Annotated in this window: 12 protein-coding genes and 1 tRNA gene; 4 read left to right on the top strand and 9 right to left on the bottom strand. The window is 27.2% G+C overall.

Annotation, left to right across the window (positions count from 1 at the left end; translation table 11 throughout):
- Positions 1-79: 79 nt before the first annotated feature.
- The 5 genes from EJJ37_RS12210 to EJJ37_RS12190 all read right to left on the bottom strand — a co-directional run bounded on the left by EJJ37_RS12210 (position 80) and on the right by EJJ37_RS12190 (position 5,006).
- Positions 80-1,684, bottom strand: coding sequence for an ABC1 kinase family protein (locus EJJ37_RS12210; RefSeq protein WP_133015861.1), 1,605 nt, complete (start codon positions 1,682-1,684; stop codon positions 80-82).
- A gap of 22 nt (positions 1,685-1,706) precedes the next feature.
- Positions 1,707-2,021 (bottom strand): phasin family protein, encoded by a 315-nt coding sequence (locus EJJ37_RS12205; RefSeq protein ID WP_133015860.1) that lies wholly within the window; start codon positions 2,019-2,021, stop codon positions 1,707-1,709.
- A 147-nt stretch (positions 2,022-2,168) separates the two neighbouring features.
- Positions 2,169-2,726: a hypothetical protein gene (locus EJJ37_RS12200; protein ID WP_133015859.1), complete on the bottom strand. Its 558-nt coding sequence runs from the start codon at positions 2,724-2,726 to the stop codon at positions 2,169-2,171.
- 204 nt (positions 2,727-2,930) lie between these two features.
- Entirely contained in the window at positions 2,931-3,647 is a 717-nt protein-coding gene (locus tag EJJ37_RS12195; protein ID WP_133015858.1) for a hypothetical protein, read from the bottom strand.
- Between the two features lie 162 nt (positions 3,648-3,809).
- Positions 3,810-5,006, bottom strand: coding sequence for an alanyl-tRNA editing protein (locus EJJ37_RS12190; protein ID WP_133015857.1), 1,197 nt, complete (start codon positions 5,004-5,006; stop codon positions 3,810-3,812).
- A gap of 247 nt (positions 5,007-5,253) precedes the next feature.
- Here EJJ37_RS12190 and EJJ37_RS12185 point away from each other — a divergent pair, with 247 nt between their 5' ends.
- Positions 5,254-6,414, top strand: a complete 1,161-nt coding sequence (locus EJJ37_RS12185; RefSeq protein WP_243124888.1) for a 3D domain-containing protein — start codon at positions 5,254-5,256, stop codon at positions 6,412-6,414.
- A 79-nt stretch (positions 6,415-6,493) separates the two neighbouring features.
- Here EJJ37_RS12185 and EJJ37_RS12180 read toward each other — a convergent pair whose 3' ends face one another.
- Complete coding sequence (locus EJJ37_RS12180) at positions 6,494-7,132, bottom strand: lactate utilization protein (protein ID WP_133015856.1); 639 nt, start codon at positions 7,130-7,132, stop codon at positions 6,494-6,496.
- Between the two features lie 140 nt (positions 7,133-7,272).
- Here EJJ37_RS12180 and EJJ37_RS12175 point away from each other — a divergent pair, with 140 nt between their 5' ends.
- Complete coding sequence (locus EJJ37_RS12175; protein WP_133015855.1) at positions 7,273-7,839, top strand: NUDIX hydrolase; 567 nt, start codon at positions 7,273-7,275, stop codon at positions 7,837-7,839.
- Between the two features lie 34 nt (positions 7,840-7,873).
- Here EJJ37_RS12175 and nifJ read toward each other — a convergent pair whose 3' ends face one another.
- Entirely contained in the window at positions 7,874-11,389 is a 3,516-nt protein-coding gene (gene nifJ, locus EJJ37_RS12170) for a pyruvate:ferredoxin (flavodoxin) oxidoreductase (RefSeq protein ID WP_133015854.1), read from the bottom strand.
- 206 nt (positions 11,390-11,595) lie between these two features.
- On the opposite strand from nifJ, the gene EJJ37_RS12165 reads away from it, so the two are divergent.
- Positions 11,596-11,671, top strand: a tRNA-Met gene (locus EJJ37_RS12165).
- 68 nt (positions 11,672-11,739) lie between these two features.
- Here the strand turns inward: EJJ37_RS12165 and EJJ37_RS12160 are convergent.
- Positions 11,740-12,288: a cysteine hydrolase family protein gene (locus EJJ37_RS12160; protein WP_133015853.1), complete on the bottom strand. Its 549-nt coding sequence runs from the start codon at positions 12,286-12,288 to the stop codon at positions 11,740-11,742.
- Positions 12,289-12,514: 226 nt separating this feature from the next.
- Between EJJ37_RS12160 and EJJ37_RS12155 the strand changes: the two genes are divergently transcribed.
- Positions 12,515-13,354: an undecaprenyl-diphosphate phosphatase gene (locus EJJ37_RS12155; protein WP_133015852.1), complete on the top strand. Its 840-nt coding sequence runs from the start codon at positions 12,515-12,517 to the stop codon at positions 13,352-13,354.
- A gap of 52 nt (positions 13,355-13,406) precedes the next feature.
- Here the strand turns inward: EJJ37_RS12155 and EJJ37_RS12150 are convergent, their stop codons facing one another.
- Positions 13,407-15,056 carry a sensor histidine kinase gene (locus EJJ37_RS12150; RefSeq protein ID WP_166484762.1) on the bottom strand — a complete coding sequence of 550 codons (1,650 nt, stop codon included), beginning with the start codon at positions 15,054-15,056 and terminating at the stop codon, positions 13,407-13,409.
- Positions 15,057-15,179: the final 123 nt, after the last annotated feature.

Raw genomic sequence — 15,179 nt, 5'->3', positions numbered from 1 at the left:
TATATCACTTCTAAATATAGTATTTACTCTAATTAGAAATTATATTAGTAATATTAAGATCACTATTTGTACATAATATTTATTTTAAACTTCCAGATCTAATTATTGATATCAACAACCATAACCCTAAAATTGCAGAAACAAAATATCCCCCCATTCCAATAATTGATATTCCATATACTTTAGGTTCTGGATTTTTGTTAATTATTAAAGATGAAGCAACTACCATTCCTGCTATAACTAAAGAAAAGGCTAATCTATTAACCATTTTATTTAATACCTCTATATATTTATCCTTATCCTCTAGTACAATATTTACCTTACCTCTTCCTTTAATCAGTGTATCTGATAAAGCTACAATCTTTGATGGTATATTTAAAGTATCTCTTGTTAATTTATAACCCTTTAATAAATAATCATTAGCATCAAATTGCGATAAAAAATATTCCTTATAATAATCTTTAACATATGGAATAACTAAACTTATAATATTAAGATCTGGAGAAAGTTCAGTTACTAATCCTTCAACAATTACCATGGTTCTTATAAGCATAGTAAAGTCGCTTGCTAACCTTAAGTTATTCCTTTTTGCAATAGATGATATTTCTTGAAATAAAACTGATATTTTTATATTCTTTAAAGATGTAGTATAATAATTTCTAAAAATATACTCTATATCTTTATATAATAGTTCTCTATCAACTTTTCCACTCTTTATTCCTATACTCATGACAAAGTCAGTTAATTTATCTATATCTTCGTTTGCAATAGCTGCAATAGCACTATTTAATTCACGTTGTTTTTCATTAGATAGATTCCCAACAATTCCAAAATCAATAAAACATATTTGTCCATCTCTTATTAATATATTTCCCGGATGAGGATCTCCATGAAAAAAGCCATCTCTTAATACTTGTTTAAAATATGAAATCACTAACTTTTTTGCTATATCCTCTTTATCATAACCTAGTATTTCAATAGATTCTCTATCATTAATTTTAAATCCTTGTATACTCTCTAATGTTAAAACTTTACTTCCTGTATACTCATTTATCACATAAGGTGCATATATACATGGTATATCTTTATTTAAATCTTTAAACTTCTCTATATTTTCAGCTTCAAATTTAAAATTTAACTCCTTTTCAGTAGATGATTTAATTTCTAATAAAACCTCTTTAGGGTTGACTACAAAATCTTTAAATATTTTACTTATTTTTTCGCTTAAAGTTAATAAAATTTCAAAATCCATATTCATTTTTTCTTTAATATTAGGTCTTTGAATTTTTATTACTACCTCATTTCCGCTCTTTAATATTCCTCTATATACTTGTGCTACAGACGCTGAAGCTATGGGATTTTTATCTATAAATAAAAACTCATCTTCTATTTTTTTAGAAAATTCATTATAGAATACTTTAGCCATTTCTTCAAAATCCTCTGCTGGGACATTATCTTGTAACTTTGATAGTTCTACTATATACTCTTCATTAACTAACTCTGGTCTTGTACTTAATATTTGACCAATTTTAATAAATGTTGGTCCTAGTTCTTCAAATGCTTTTCTAAGATTTGAAGGGGAATTTTTTATTTTATCCTCTTTTTTTCCAAAAAGATATCCTAATCCATAATTAGTAAATACTTTTAATATTTCTTTAAATCTATTAACAGAATTCCCCTCCATTACTTACCTCCGATATAAGTTTCTATTTTTCCTCTTCTTTATTCACTAACTTTTCTAACTTATATACTCTAGCTTTCAACATTTCATACTCATCTCTTAAAACATAATTACTAGCCTCTATATTACCTATATTATCGTTAGCTGTATTTAAAATCTCTTCCTTTTCCTTTGTCTTTTCTTTAAATGTTCTTTTTAATTCTTCTCCTAATTCCTTTCCTTCATCTATTGTTATCTTTCCTTTTTTTACAAGATCATCTACTACTTCCGTTGCCTTTTCATATGTGCTGGCTACAGCCCCTACACCAAATAGTAAAACTTTTTTTATTTCATCCATCATTTTTAACCTCCATATTAAAAATAATTTTGCTAATTTAAATTATTTACAATAATCTATTTTTTATATCTAATATATACTTATGTAATTAAACTTAAAATATATTCTTATATATAATAAAAGTTAACTATTACTAACTTTCATAATAATTTATTCAATTTCTATATTTCCTGATACACTAGCTGTATTTTCTAATTTAAAAGAATCTTTATTCTTTTTATCTTTAAAATAAATATTTCCTTCAACCTTCGTATCATCTAATATTAATCCATTACTCTCAACATATATATCTCCCTTTATCTTACCTCCTCTTATGGTTGTATCATTACTTTTTATAACTAACTTAGGAACGCTTAAAGTATAGCTATTAATAAAATTATTACTAGTATCTATATAAAATAAATTTAACTCTCTACCTATATGACTAACTTTATTTTCTTCGGTCGTATCTGTTTTTGAAAAATCTCCTTCCATTATAAGTTCATTATTAGCCTCAATATCATTTTTTATAGTTATACTATAATCCTCTTTTAGTGCTATTGCTAATTCTTCTTCATTTAAAACCATTAATGTACCCTGAAAATTATCCTTTTCTTCACTTCTTTCAATTTCGTTAGAGTTTTCACTTATTTTATTATTAACCTCATTACATCCTATAAAAAGACTTATCACTAATAAATATACTACTATGCCAAACTTAACTTTCATCAAATTTATCCTCCTAAATTATACTTGAGATAAAATTATGCTTTTTAGTCATTATTTTTATTTTCCCTATATAATTATCATTTATTCTAGTTATATAATTGATATTTTATTTTACAAAAAAAAACAGTAATTACAAAGCTGAACTGCCACCTGTCAAGTAGATAGGTGGCAGTTCATCAATTACTGTTTTCTATAATTATTATATTAAATTCTATAACCTGCAGCTCTTAATCCTCGCTTATAACCAGCCCTATATGCAGCTCTTATTGCATCTCTCGCACCTGCTTCATATCCTGCGTTATATCCTTCTTTTTTCCCTTTTAAATAATATTCTTTGTTTTCTCTATATCTTTTATCTTCATCAAATGTACTACTATAATTATCATTACAACTAGAAGATTTATCTGAGCTAGAGCAATGTTCTGACTCAGAGTAATTACACTCATATTCTTCTTCTGAATCACAATATTCATAATCGCAATTACACCTATTATCTGAACTTGTATTATCACTTGAAGTTGTATTATCATCTGAATCACAATATTGATAATTACGTTTGAAATTGCTTTCTGAAGTTTCATCGTACTCTGAATCTGAATATTCATCATCACATCGACAATTAACTGTCATTATTGTATTTTCTTCTAAACTACTATATTTCTCTTCTCTTTCACTTTCTTCTAATTCATTATAATCTTCATCGCCTTGAGTATCATCCTCTAAGTTATCCTCTTCATATGATTCAGGATATTCATCACTTGCATTCAAATATACTTCTGATGAAAAATCATCCTCTTCATCACTCCACATATAATTTTCCTTTAGCTCTTCATCTTCCTCGTCTATTTTTTGAAAATTCTCTGGACTTTCATTTTGGGATAAGTCTTCTACATTATCATTTTCAAAAAATCTTCTGTCCATAATTATATCTCCTTTGAATATTTTTATAATTCATTATATGAAGCATAAAAATAATTGCTATTATTTAATTAAGGATTTAAATTATGGATTTCATTCTCACTAATAAGAAAAATTAATGCATTATCTTATTTATTAAAAACTCTTATATTTTAGTAGTAATTTTTATATACTACTTACTTTACGTAAAGCATAATCCATAGCTCCCTGAAGGTTACTAGAGTTTTTACCTCCACCTTGGGCCATAAACTTGCTTCCTCCGCCTCTACCATCAATTAGGCTTATTGCATCTTTTAATAAATCGCTCATTGATATATTACTAATATTTTTAGAAGCTGCAAATATTAAATTTGCTTTATCTTCAGATCTTATTGCAAACAATACAATCATATTATCATTTAATGTAATTTTCTCTGCAATTTTAGATATATACTTTATATCTCCACCATCATATATTTTAGTTACTACATATATATTTCCCACTGCTTTTGCTTCTTTTATCATATCTTTAATTTGATATTCAGAAATTTCCATTTTAATTTGTCTATTTTCATCTAATACATTTTTTAAATCATTTGAAAGCTTATTTATTGAATTTATTGCATCATCTTCACCACAATTTAAAAATCTACAAATTCTATTTCTAAATTCATCTTTCTTAAAATAATCATTTATTGCTCTTTTTCCTGCTAAATATTCAATTCTTGTAGCACCTTTATGTTTTTCCCATCTTTTAATTTTTATCGTTTGAACATCTAATGTTCTACTAGGATGCACTCCACAACACGCATTAATATCTAAATCTCCTATTTTTACTATTCTTATTTGTTCATCAGTATTAGGTAAATCTCTTCTTAAATTAATTTTTTTCAATTCTTTTTTAGATGGTGTTAAAAATTCCACTTTTATATTTTCTTGTATTATTTCATTTGCCATTTTTTCTGCTTTTCTTATAGTTTCCTCATCTAGATAGCCTTGAATATCTACAGTACTAATTTCCTTACCTACATGAACACTTACTGTATTAGCATTAAATAACCTAAAAAAACAACCTGATAAAATATGTTGCCCTAAATGTTGTTGCATACCATCTAATCTTCTATCCCAATCAATTTTACAGTTTACCCTATGTATTTTTATTGGCTTTGTTTCTGTTATATGATATATTTCTCCCTTTTCTTCAATAACATTAATAACCTTATGATTATCTATATATCCTAAATCACAATGTTGACCTCCCCCTCCTGGGAAGAAAGCTGTTTTATCTAATTTTACATAATATAAATTATCTTTATTTACTATCTCTGTTATTTCAGCTACAAATTCTCTCAGATATTGATCTTCATAATACATTTTTTCCATTATTTTACCTCCAAAGTAAAAATTCATTATTATTTTTAAAATTTTATATTAGTTTTTTTTATATTTCAATCTATTTTCTATTTTTTTCCAAATATTTGTGTTATAATATATTTGTATTTACAATATATACATTTAAATTCTTATAATATCTCATAAATTACATTGATATGCAATAAATTTGACATATAAAAGTATCTATAGTATATATAATTAAACATTATACTTTTTAATTCTATCATGGAGGTGAATGTTTCTGTTTAAAAAAATCACATCTTGTGTTTTAGCAATGACAATATTGTTATCTTCTTTAGGTACTATTAAAACATATGCTACTACACCACAAGATACAATTAACGAAAATTTATCAAAATATAAACAACTTGATAGTGAAATTTTAGATTTAGACGCTAAGATAGAAGAGTTAAACACTGAGATAGCTACTATTAATTCTAAACTTACTGAAAATAAAGAATCCATTAGTTCTATTGAAAGTCAAATTCAATCTACAGAGTCTAAATTAGAACAAACAAAAGAGGAAATTGAACAAGCTCAAATAACTCTAGATAACAGAGTGAGAAATATGTACAAGACTAACATATCTTCAAATATGATAGTTAGTATTATAACATCAACTAGTATTTCAGACTTATTTTCTAGAATCCAAGCTATATCTAAAATAATTTCTACTGATAAAAAAATTCTTATTAATATAAATGAAAAAAAAGATTCATTAAATAAAGATATAGAAAGTTTAAATACTAAAAAAAGCGAATTAAAAACTTTACAAGCAACTATAGAAAATGATTTAAAAGTAGTTGAACAGAAGAAACAAGAGCAAGAAGAATATTCAGATAAACTAAATGCTGAAAAAGAAGCTGTTTTTGCAGTTATAGAGGAAAATGAAAAAACCTTAATTTCAAAGCCTTTATCTATTGCAAACTCATCAACTGCTTCTGTATCTGAACTACAAAATGCTATTGATACCTTAAACTCTTATATTCCATTGTTAAATAGTTCAACAACTATTAACCTGGCTAAAGAGGGTATTAGTAACGCTAAAGCAAGAATATCTGAACTTAATACACCTACAGTCCCAACAACTAGTACTGAAGTTGGTACTGCAATTAAAACATTGACTATGGAATCTACCGCTTACTACGGTCATGGAATTACAGCTTCTGGATTAAAACCAGTTAGAAACCCTGATGGCATAAGTACCATTGCTGTTGATCCTGATGTAATTCCACTTGGTACAAAAGTTTATGTATCAGGATATGGTCTTGCAATCGCCGCCGATACTGGTGGAGCTATTAAAGGAAATATTATTGACGTATTCCTTAATACTCACGAAGAGTGTATATCATGGGGAAGAAGACAAGTTACTGTACAAATATTAGAATATCCATAATAATTATTAAATTATAGACAAGCTTTAAAGCTGAAGGAAGAGAAGATGCTATTGTATCTAATCTCTTCCTTCTACTTACTTAATATCCATATTTCTCATTAAGTAATAATACAAAAATTCTATTTGGTACAGGCTTTCTTATGACTGTATATTCACGACAAATTCTTTCAGGACTACTGCAATTCATACATTTTCCTGTAACTGTACAAGGAGTTTTTTTATCTAACCTTTTTGCATTTGCTGGTGCTGCGAAATTCTCTACTCTATAAATTGCTTCATTAATATCTTTTACTATTTTATTCACTCCTGCAATAACTATTACCTTATCAGGTCCATAAAGCATTGCTGCAACTCTATTTCCATTACCATCTACGTTATATAGCTCTCCCTCTTCAGTTATTGCATTAGTACTTGTAAAATAAGCATCACAAAAAAAACTTTCTCTAAATATTTTCTTTATTTCTTTTTGAGTTAATCCTTCTTTATATCTATCTAATAATTCATATCTTCCACTTCTTAAATGTTCCATAACCTTTGCCTCAAATAATGTCATAGACCCACCAAAGCTAACTTTACTATCTGCATCAACTAACTCTTCTATTTTACTAATTAATTCCTCATGTGTATTAATTAAAAAACTTTCCATATTATTTTTTCTTAAAGATTCTAGCGTTCTATTTATTTTAACCTCATTCACCCATTTTATATTACTATCCATTTTAATCATTTCCTTCCATAATTATAATATATATTAATTCTAAACTAATATTTATTATAATCCAATAATAATATGATTCATTTTTTTGCTATCTATGTTATTATATTTATTATATTTAATTTTTAGAGAGGTTTAGAATTATGAATTGGATTGAATCTATTAAAAATTATACTCCATATAATGAACAAGAAATTAAAGATAAAGCTTTAATTATGGAGTGTATAAGCAAATTTGATAATATATTAACTAGAGAAAATACAATAGCCCATATAACTAGTTCAGGATATATTGTTAATAAAGATCGAAGTAAAGTACTAATGATTTATCATAATATATATCAAAGTTGGGCATGGACTGGTGGACATGCTGATGGTGATTGTAACTTACTTCATGTAGCTATTAAAGAAGCTAAAGAAGAAACTGGTCTAAAAAAAGTTAATCCAGTTATGAATGAAATTTTAGGATTAGATGTTTTAAATGTTAATGGTCATATAAAAAATAATAAATATGTATCTTCTCATTTACACTTATCTATTGCTTATCTTTTAGAGGCAAACGAAGATGATGAATTAATTATTAATGAAGAGGAAACTAGTGGTGTTAAATGGATACCAATTAATGAACTTAATCTCCATTGTAATGAGCCTTACATAGTAAAAACTGTTTATGATAAATTTAATAAAAAAATTAAAGAGCTTAGTTTATAAAACTAGCTCTTTAATACTAAATAAATATTTTTTATTAATCTTGTGCTAACTTCTTGTAATTTTCTAATCTTTCCTTAGCATCCTTCTCTGTCTTAGCAAATAATTCTTCTGCTAATTCTGGGAATACCTTAGCTAAAGATGCATATCTAACTTCTCCCATTAAGAAATCCTTAAAGTCTGCTTTTGGTTCTTTAGAATCTAATGTGAATGGATTCTTTTCTCCTTTAAGTGCTGGATTATATCTATAAAGATTCCAATATCCACAAGCTACTGCTTTCTTTTGTTCATCAGGAGTATTAGCCATACCATTCTTAATTCCATGACTAATACATGGTGCATAAGCAATTATTAATGATGGTCCATTATATGCCTCTGCTTCTGCAATAGCTTTTATTGTTTGATTCTTATCTGCTCCTAAAGCTACTTGAGCTACATATACATATCCATAACTCATAGCCATCATTCCTAAATCTTTTTTCTTAGTTCTCTTACCTGATGCTGCAAATTTTGCAATTGCTGCAGTTGGAGTTGATTTAGACGCTTGCCCTCCAGTATTAGAATAAATTTCTGTATCAAATACAAGAACATTTACATCTTCGTTACTAGCAAGAACATGGTCTAATCCACCATATCCGATATCATATGCCCAACCATCTCCACCAAATATCCATTGTGATCTCTTAATAAAGAATTCTTTATCTTTTAATATTTCTTTTGCAAATTCATCACTACAACCTTGTAAAGCAGATTCAAGTTTTTCTGCTCTTTCTCTTGAACCATCACCTATATCCTTATTATTTAACCACTCTTCCATTGCTTCTTTTGCACTAGGACATAAATTTTCATCTAATGCTTTCTTAATATTTGAAGCTATTCTTTCTCTTATTGTTTTAACCCCCATAAACATTCCAAAGCCATACTCTGCATTATCTTCGAATAATGAGTTAGCCCATGCTGGTCCATGACCATTTTGATTCTTTGTATATGCAGTTGCAGCACCTGAAGATGCCCAAATAGAAGAACATCCTGTTGCATTAGCAATTACCATTCTATCTCCAAATAATTGAGTAACTAATTTAGCATATGGAGTTTCTCCGCACCCTGCACATGCCCCTGAGAATTCTAGAAGTGGTTGTTCAAATTGACTACCTTTAACAGTATTCTTATTCATAGGATTCTTTTTATTTTTAATTTCTTCTACAGCAAAGTTCCAAGCCTCTATTTGATCATGTTGTGAATCAAATGGTTTCATTATTAATGCTTTTCCAGGAGCCGGACAAACTTCTGCACAATTTGAACATCCTGTACAATCTAATGGAGTTACCCCTATTGTATAGAAATATGGTTTTTCACTTTTAACTCCATTTGCATTTAACTTCTTGAAACTTTCTGGAGCATTACTCACTTCTTCTTCAGTTGATAAAAATGGTCTTATACATGCATGTGGACATACATATGAACATTGGTTACATTGAATACAATTTTCTGGTATCCACTCTGGTACATTAACTGCAATTCCTCTTTTTTCATATGCTGTAGTTCCATGCATAAATGTTCCATCTTCAATTTTATTATTTACAAATGCTGAAACTGGTAAATTATTTCCTTGAAGTTTATTTATAGGCATACATATATCTCTAACAAAGTCTGGAACAGATACACTTTCTTCAACTTTATCATCTTTTGCATCTTTCCAACTATCAGGAACATTTATCTTTACAACTGATTCAAGTCCTTTATCAATTGCAGCATAGTTCATATTTACAACTTTTTCACCTTTTTTACCATAAGATGTTACTACAGCATCTTTTAAATACTTAATAGCTTCATCAACTGGTATTATATTAGCAAGTTTGAAGAAAGCTGCTTGCATTATCATATTAATTCTTCCGCCAAGACCTATTTCTTGTGCTATCTTAACTGCATTAATTGTATAAAAATTAATATTATTTTCAGCGATATATCTCTTCATTTCACCTGGTAATCTATCATTTAATTCTTCTTCATTCCAAATAGTATTTAATACAAATACTCCATTCTTTCTTAACCCTTCAAGTACATTATATGAATATACATAAGATTGATTATGACATGCTACAAAATCAGCTTTATCTATTTCATAATGAGACTTTATAGGATTCTTTCCAAATCTTAAATGTGAAATTGTAATTCCACCTGATTTTTTAGAATCATATGCAAAATATCCTTGAGCATACATATTAGTATGATCACCTATTATCTTTATAGCATTTTTATTTGCACCTACTGTACCATCAGAACCAAGTCCCCAGAATTTACATGCTGTTGTTCCTTCTATAGCTACATCTATTTCTTTATTAGGTTTTAATGATAGATTTGTTACATCATCTTCTATTCCAATAGTAAATCTATTCTTAGGCTTTTCATTGTTTAAATTTTCATATATTGCTGCTATATCAGAAGGATATGGATCTTTAGAGCCTAAACCATATCTACCACCAATTACTTTAGGCGCATTATCCATTTCACTAACAGCTCTTAGTACATCTAAATATAATGGTTCTCCAATTGATCCTGGCTCTTTAGTTCTATCTAAAACCGCTATTTTTTTAACAGATTTCGGTATAACATTTAATAATCTTTCTATGCTAAAAGGTCTATATAATCTAACTTTAATTAATCCGACCTTTTCTCCTTTATTCCTTAAGTAGTCTATAGTTTCTTCTATAACTTCACTTACAGCTCCCATAGATACAATAACTCTATCAGCATCAGGATCACCATAATAATCAAAGCAATGATATTCTCTTCCTGTTAACTCTGTAATCTTACTCATATACTCTTCTACCATTGCAGGAATATCATCATAATATTTATTTAAAGATTCACATAATTGAAAATAAACATCTGGATTTTGAGCCGTTCCTCTTGTAACTGGATGATTTGGATTTAATGCATTTTTTCTAAAGTTATTAAGTGCATCATAATCTATAAGCTTTTCTAATTCATCATATTCTAATAATTCTATCTTTTGAATCTCATGAGATACTCTAAATCCATCAAAAAAATTAACAAAAGGCATTCTTGCTTTAATTGCTGTTAAATGTGCTACTGGTGATAAATCCATTACCTCTTGTACTGACCCCTCTGCTAACATTGCACATCCTGTTGCTCTTGCTGCCATAACATCTTGATGATCACCAAAAATACTTAATGATGAAGTTGCCAATGCCCTTGCTGCAACATGAATAACTGCTGGTAATCTTTCTCCAACCATTTTATACATATTAGGTATCATCAATAATAATCCTTGTGAAGCTGTATATGTACTTCCTAATGCACCACTTTGCAATATCCCATGAAGAGCTCCTGCAGCACCAGCCTCTGATTGCATTTCTACAACCTTTACTGTTTGGTCAAAAATATTTTTCTTTCCTTGAGCAACCCATTCATCTATATGTTCTGCCATAGGAGATGAAGGTGTTATTGGATAGATAGAACTTACTTCTGTAAATGCATATGAAACATAAGCAGCAGCAGTATTACCATCCATGGTCTTCATTTTTCTCATAGTTTTTCCTCTCTTTCGTTAATTTCTACAATTATATTATGTTTTAAGCTTTTACCAAATAAACTTTTCACTCTTTAATAGTATTTAAAAAATCAAAAATATTATGTATCCTTAACAAAAGACTTTTTCCCTTTTTCTGTATTTTAATATTGACTGTATAAATTTTAAGGTTTATACTAATAATATAGTTATAAAATACTTAATATCGCGGGGTGGAGCAGCTGGCAGCTCGTTGGGCTCATAACCCAAAGGTCATAGGTTCAAGTCCTATCCCCGCAACCAAAAAAAGAATGTCAATAAGACATTCTTTTTTTATATTACTTTTTAATTAATACTAAACTACTACTAATCTAAATATCTCTATTTATTACTTTAACTTGTAATGACTCAATTACATCTAAAGCTTTTTCATGTAAATCTTCATTAAAGCTAGCACATAAAGATGCATCTACTAAAATATCTGCATTTATATATTGAGATTGGAATGTTACCACATTACTTATTACACATATGTTAGTTACAACACCAACTATTTCAATATATTCTATGTCTTCTCCTATCCTCTCAACTAATTTAATCATATCTTGCGGAGAAATCCCAAAAGAATATTTATTTATATGAATAATATTTGAGTCTTCTTTAAACTCTTTTAACCTTCCATATAATTCATGACCTTCAGTATTTATTATACAATGTGATACAGGCAAATTTTTACCCTCTCTTGTATTTAAATATTCTTTACTATGAGTGTCCTGTGTAAAAACTACAATATCTCCTTCACTTAAATACTTTTTAACTTTCTTATATATACCCTCTTCTAATTCTTCTGCTTTTTTAAATCCTAAAGAACCATTAACAAAATCATTTTGATAATCAATTACCACTAATAATTTTTTCATAAACCTTCCTCCATTTTTAACTTATACATATATATTAATAATTTTACCCTATAATATTACTAATGTATATACACTAGTTAAATTTTATATATAGCTTACTAATAATTTACTGTTGATTTTTATTAAAATTTTATGTTATTTTACTATTTTTCCTTTAATAAATCATTAATATTTTATATAATGGAAAAGTGGTTAAATTAAATATATTTATAATGGAGGTAATTCGATGGAGTTTTTAGAGATTATTAAAGCCATAATTCTTGGTATCGTCGAAGGTATTACAGAATGGCTTCCTATCAGTAGTACTGGTCATATGATTTTAGTTGATGAATTCTTAAAACTAAATGTTTCTAAAGAATTTATGGATATGTTCTTGGTTGTTATACAACTTGGTGCTATTTTTGCAGTTATTTTATTATATTGGAAAAAAATATTCCCTTTCAAATATAATAACGGAATTAAAGTAGAAAAAGATACATTAATAATGTGGGTTAAAATACTAATTGCCTGTGTTCCAGCTGCTATTGTTGGACTTTTATTCGATGATCAACTTAATGCATTATTCTATAACCCTACAACAGTTGCTGTAATGCTAATATTATTTGGTATTTTATTTATAGTTATAGAAAACTATAATAAAGGTAAAAAACCTAAGATTAATAGTTTAGCTGAAATAACTTATACAGTTGCAATTATGATAGGCCTTTTCCAACTTATCGCTGCTGTTTTTCCTGGGACTTCTCGTTCAGGTGCAACTATCGTTGGAGCATTATTAATTGGTGTATCTAGAACTGTAGCAGCTGAATTCACTTTCTTCCTTGCAATTCCTGTTATGTTTGGAGCTAGTGCTTTAAAGCTTGTTAAATTTGGACTACAAACTGGATTTGTAATGACAGGAAGCGAGTTAACAATACTATTAGTAGGTATGATTGTAGCATTTATAGTATCAATACTTGCTATTAAATTCTTAATGTCTTATATCAAAAATAATGATTTTAAAGTTTTTGGTTGGTATAGAATTATATTAGGTATAATTGTTCTTTTATATTTCTATGTTATTAGATAATTATACATAAAAAGGGACTGCTAGATAGCAGCCCCTTTTTATAGCTTTTATTTTAATATAGTTCATATATATCTGAAAATTCTATATGTATTTTTTGTACCAATGGTTTATTCTCTACATCAATTATTTTATTATCCTTTTCTTTTTCACTTTCAATCCTAACATTAGGTAGCTTAACAACAAATTCACTACCTTCTTCAGTCCCTTTTTCTAGATATACCTGTCCATTATGTAATTCAACTAAAGATTTGACTAAGGCTAATCCTATACCACTACCTTCCTTTTTCCTATTAAGTGATTTATCCTCTTGTACAAAGCGTTTAAATATTTCTTCTTGAAGTTCTGGTGATACACCTACCCCGTCATCTTTAACTCTTATAGTAACATAATCATCATCTGCATCCATTAAGACAAAGATATTACCATTATTATTAGTAAATTTAACAGCATTTGAAAGTAAATTTAAAATAACTCTTTCTATACTCTCTGGATCGCATCTTATTTCTAACTCTTCGATATAAGTATCAAATAATACGTTAATATTTTTAGATTCAACATATGGAACAATTGATAGTATTATATCTTCAACTAAACTAACAATTTCGTAATTAACAAAAGTTAAATTCATATATCCTGAATCTATTTTAGTCATATCTACTAAATTATTTACAAGCCTTAATAATCTATAACAATTTTGCTTTATAGTATTGTCATATTTATTATATGAATCCCATAATGCCTTTTCGCCTTCTTTTTTATTTATATCTAATAATTGAACACATGAATAAATTATATTTATTGGAGTTTTTATTTCATGTGACAAATTTGCAAAAAATTGTCCTTTTGCCTTTTCAACTGCTTTTATCTCTTTATATTTTATTTTTAACTTTTGAAAATCATTTACTTGACTATTTAATCTAATACTTTCTTCAATTCTCCTAACAATTTCAATATATAGGCCAATAAGTAATATAAGATAAGCAATAAAAGTTAATACTTTATTATATTCAATAATCTTATTACTATAATCTTTAAATATATAAAAATAAAAAATTCTTCTAACTGTAAATATACTAATGGTTGTTATAAATATTGTATATATAAATTCTCTTTTTCTCATACATCTTATTGTTAATAAAGCTAATAATATTGTATAGTAAATTAATACACACACTTGAAATATGCTCCAAATTAACATATTTTCCCCATAAGAAAATATACTTAATTTCAATTTTATTTCTAAGTATGTACCAATAATATTAATTATTAATACTAAAATTATAGCAAGCCTTTTTCTCTCAATAATTTTCCTTATATATTTGCTCTCATTAAAAATTGCAATAGTTAATAAAAATATTCTAAAAACAAAAGGGAAAGTTATTAAATGCTGTGATAATCCTAAACTTCCAAGAATATAATTTACATAAATATACTCAATAAAAATGCTTACATAGGATAGCGTCAAAATAAAAAATTCATTATTACCATACATATAATAATATAATAAACAACACGGAATTGCTATTATTCCAATGATTATATTAATTGAGTTCAAATCATCAAGTATGGGCAAAGAATTCATCTTATTAATATCAATTACTCTTATTGCTACAAAAGTAAATAATAAAAACACTATAGTTGCTACAAGCATATAAATAATATATCTTTTACTTTTTTCTTCATACTCTTTAGTTTTCTTCATTTTCCCTTCCTTCACTACATTTCTACTTTTTTCGTTTATTAAACATAACAATTTTACCATAAATTATATTATTTTATCTATAATTTTAAAAATTTAATTTTTCTCTCATATTTAAGTTATATT

The sequence above is a fragment of the Clostridium cuniculi genome, assembly GCF_004353185.1.
GTDB classification, from domain to species: Bacteria; Bacillota; Clostridia; order Clostridiales; family Clostridiaceae; genus Clostridium; species Clostridium cuniculi.
Note: the sequence above shows the minus strand (reverse complement) of the source record. Positions and strands in the feature narration are given on the sequence as shown.

Excerpts from the sequence above, each read along its gene's own strand:
- EJJ37_RS12210 (WP_133015861.1), bottom strand. The coding sequence starts at position 1,684 with ATGGAGGGGAATTCTGTTAATAGATTTAAAGAAATATTAAAAGTATTT.
- EJJ37_RS12205 (WP_133015860.1), bottom strand. The coding sequence starts at position 2,021 with ATGATGGATGAAATAAAAAAAGTTTTACTATTTGGTGTAGGGGCTGTA.
- EJJ37_RS12200 (WP_133015859.1), bottom strand. The coding sequence starts at position 2,726 with ATGAAAGTTAAGTTTGGCATAGTAGTATATTTATTAGTGATAAGTCTT.
- EJJ37_RS12195 (WP_133015858.1), bottom strand. The coding sequence starts at position 3,647 with ATGGACAGAAGATTTTTTGAAAATGATAATGTAGAAGACTTATCCCAA.
- EJJ37_RS12190 (WP_133015857.1), bottom strand. The coding sequence starts at position 5,006 with ATGGAAAAAATGTATTATGAAGATCAATATCTGAGAGAATTTGTAGCT.
- EJJ37_RS12185 (WP_243124888.1), top strand. The coding sequence starts at position 5,254 with ATGTTTCTGTTTAAAAAAATCACATCTTGTGTTTTAGCAATGACAATA.
- EJJ37_RS12180 (WP_133015856.1), bottom strand. The coding sequence starts at position 7,132 with ATGGATAGTAATATAAAATGGGTGAATGAGGTTAAAATAAATAGAACG.
- EJJ37_RS12175 (WP_133015855.1), top strand. The coding sequence starts at position 7,273 with ATGAATTGGATTGAATCTATTAAAAATTATACTCCATATAATGAACAA.
- nifJ (WP_133015854.1), bottom strand. The coding sequence starts at position 11,389 with ATGAGAAAAATGAAGACCATGGATGGTAATACTGCTGCTGCTTATGTT.
- EJJ37_RS12160 (WP_133015853.1), bottom strand. The coding sequence starts at position 12,288 with ATGAAAAAATTATTAGTGGTAATTGATTATCAAAATGATTTTGTTAAT.
- EJJ37_RS12155 (WP_133015852.1), top strand. The coding sequence starts at position 12,515 with ATGGAGTTTTTAGAGATTATTAAAGCCATAATTCTTGGTATCGTCGAA.
- EJJ37_RS12150 (WP_166484762.1), bottom strand. The coding sequence starts at position 15,056 with ATGAAGAAAACTAAAGAGTATGAAGAAAAAAGTAAAAGATATATTATT.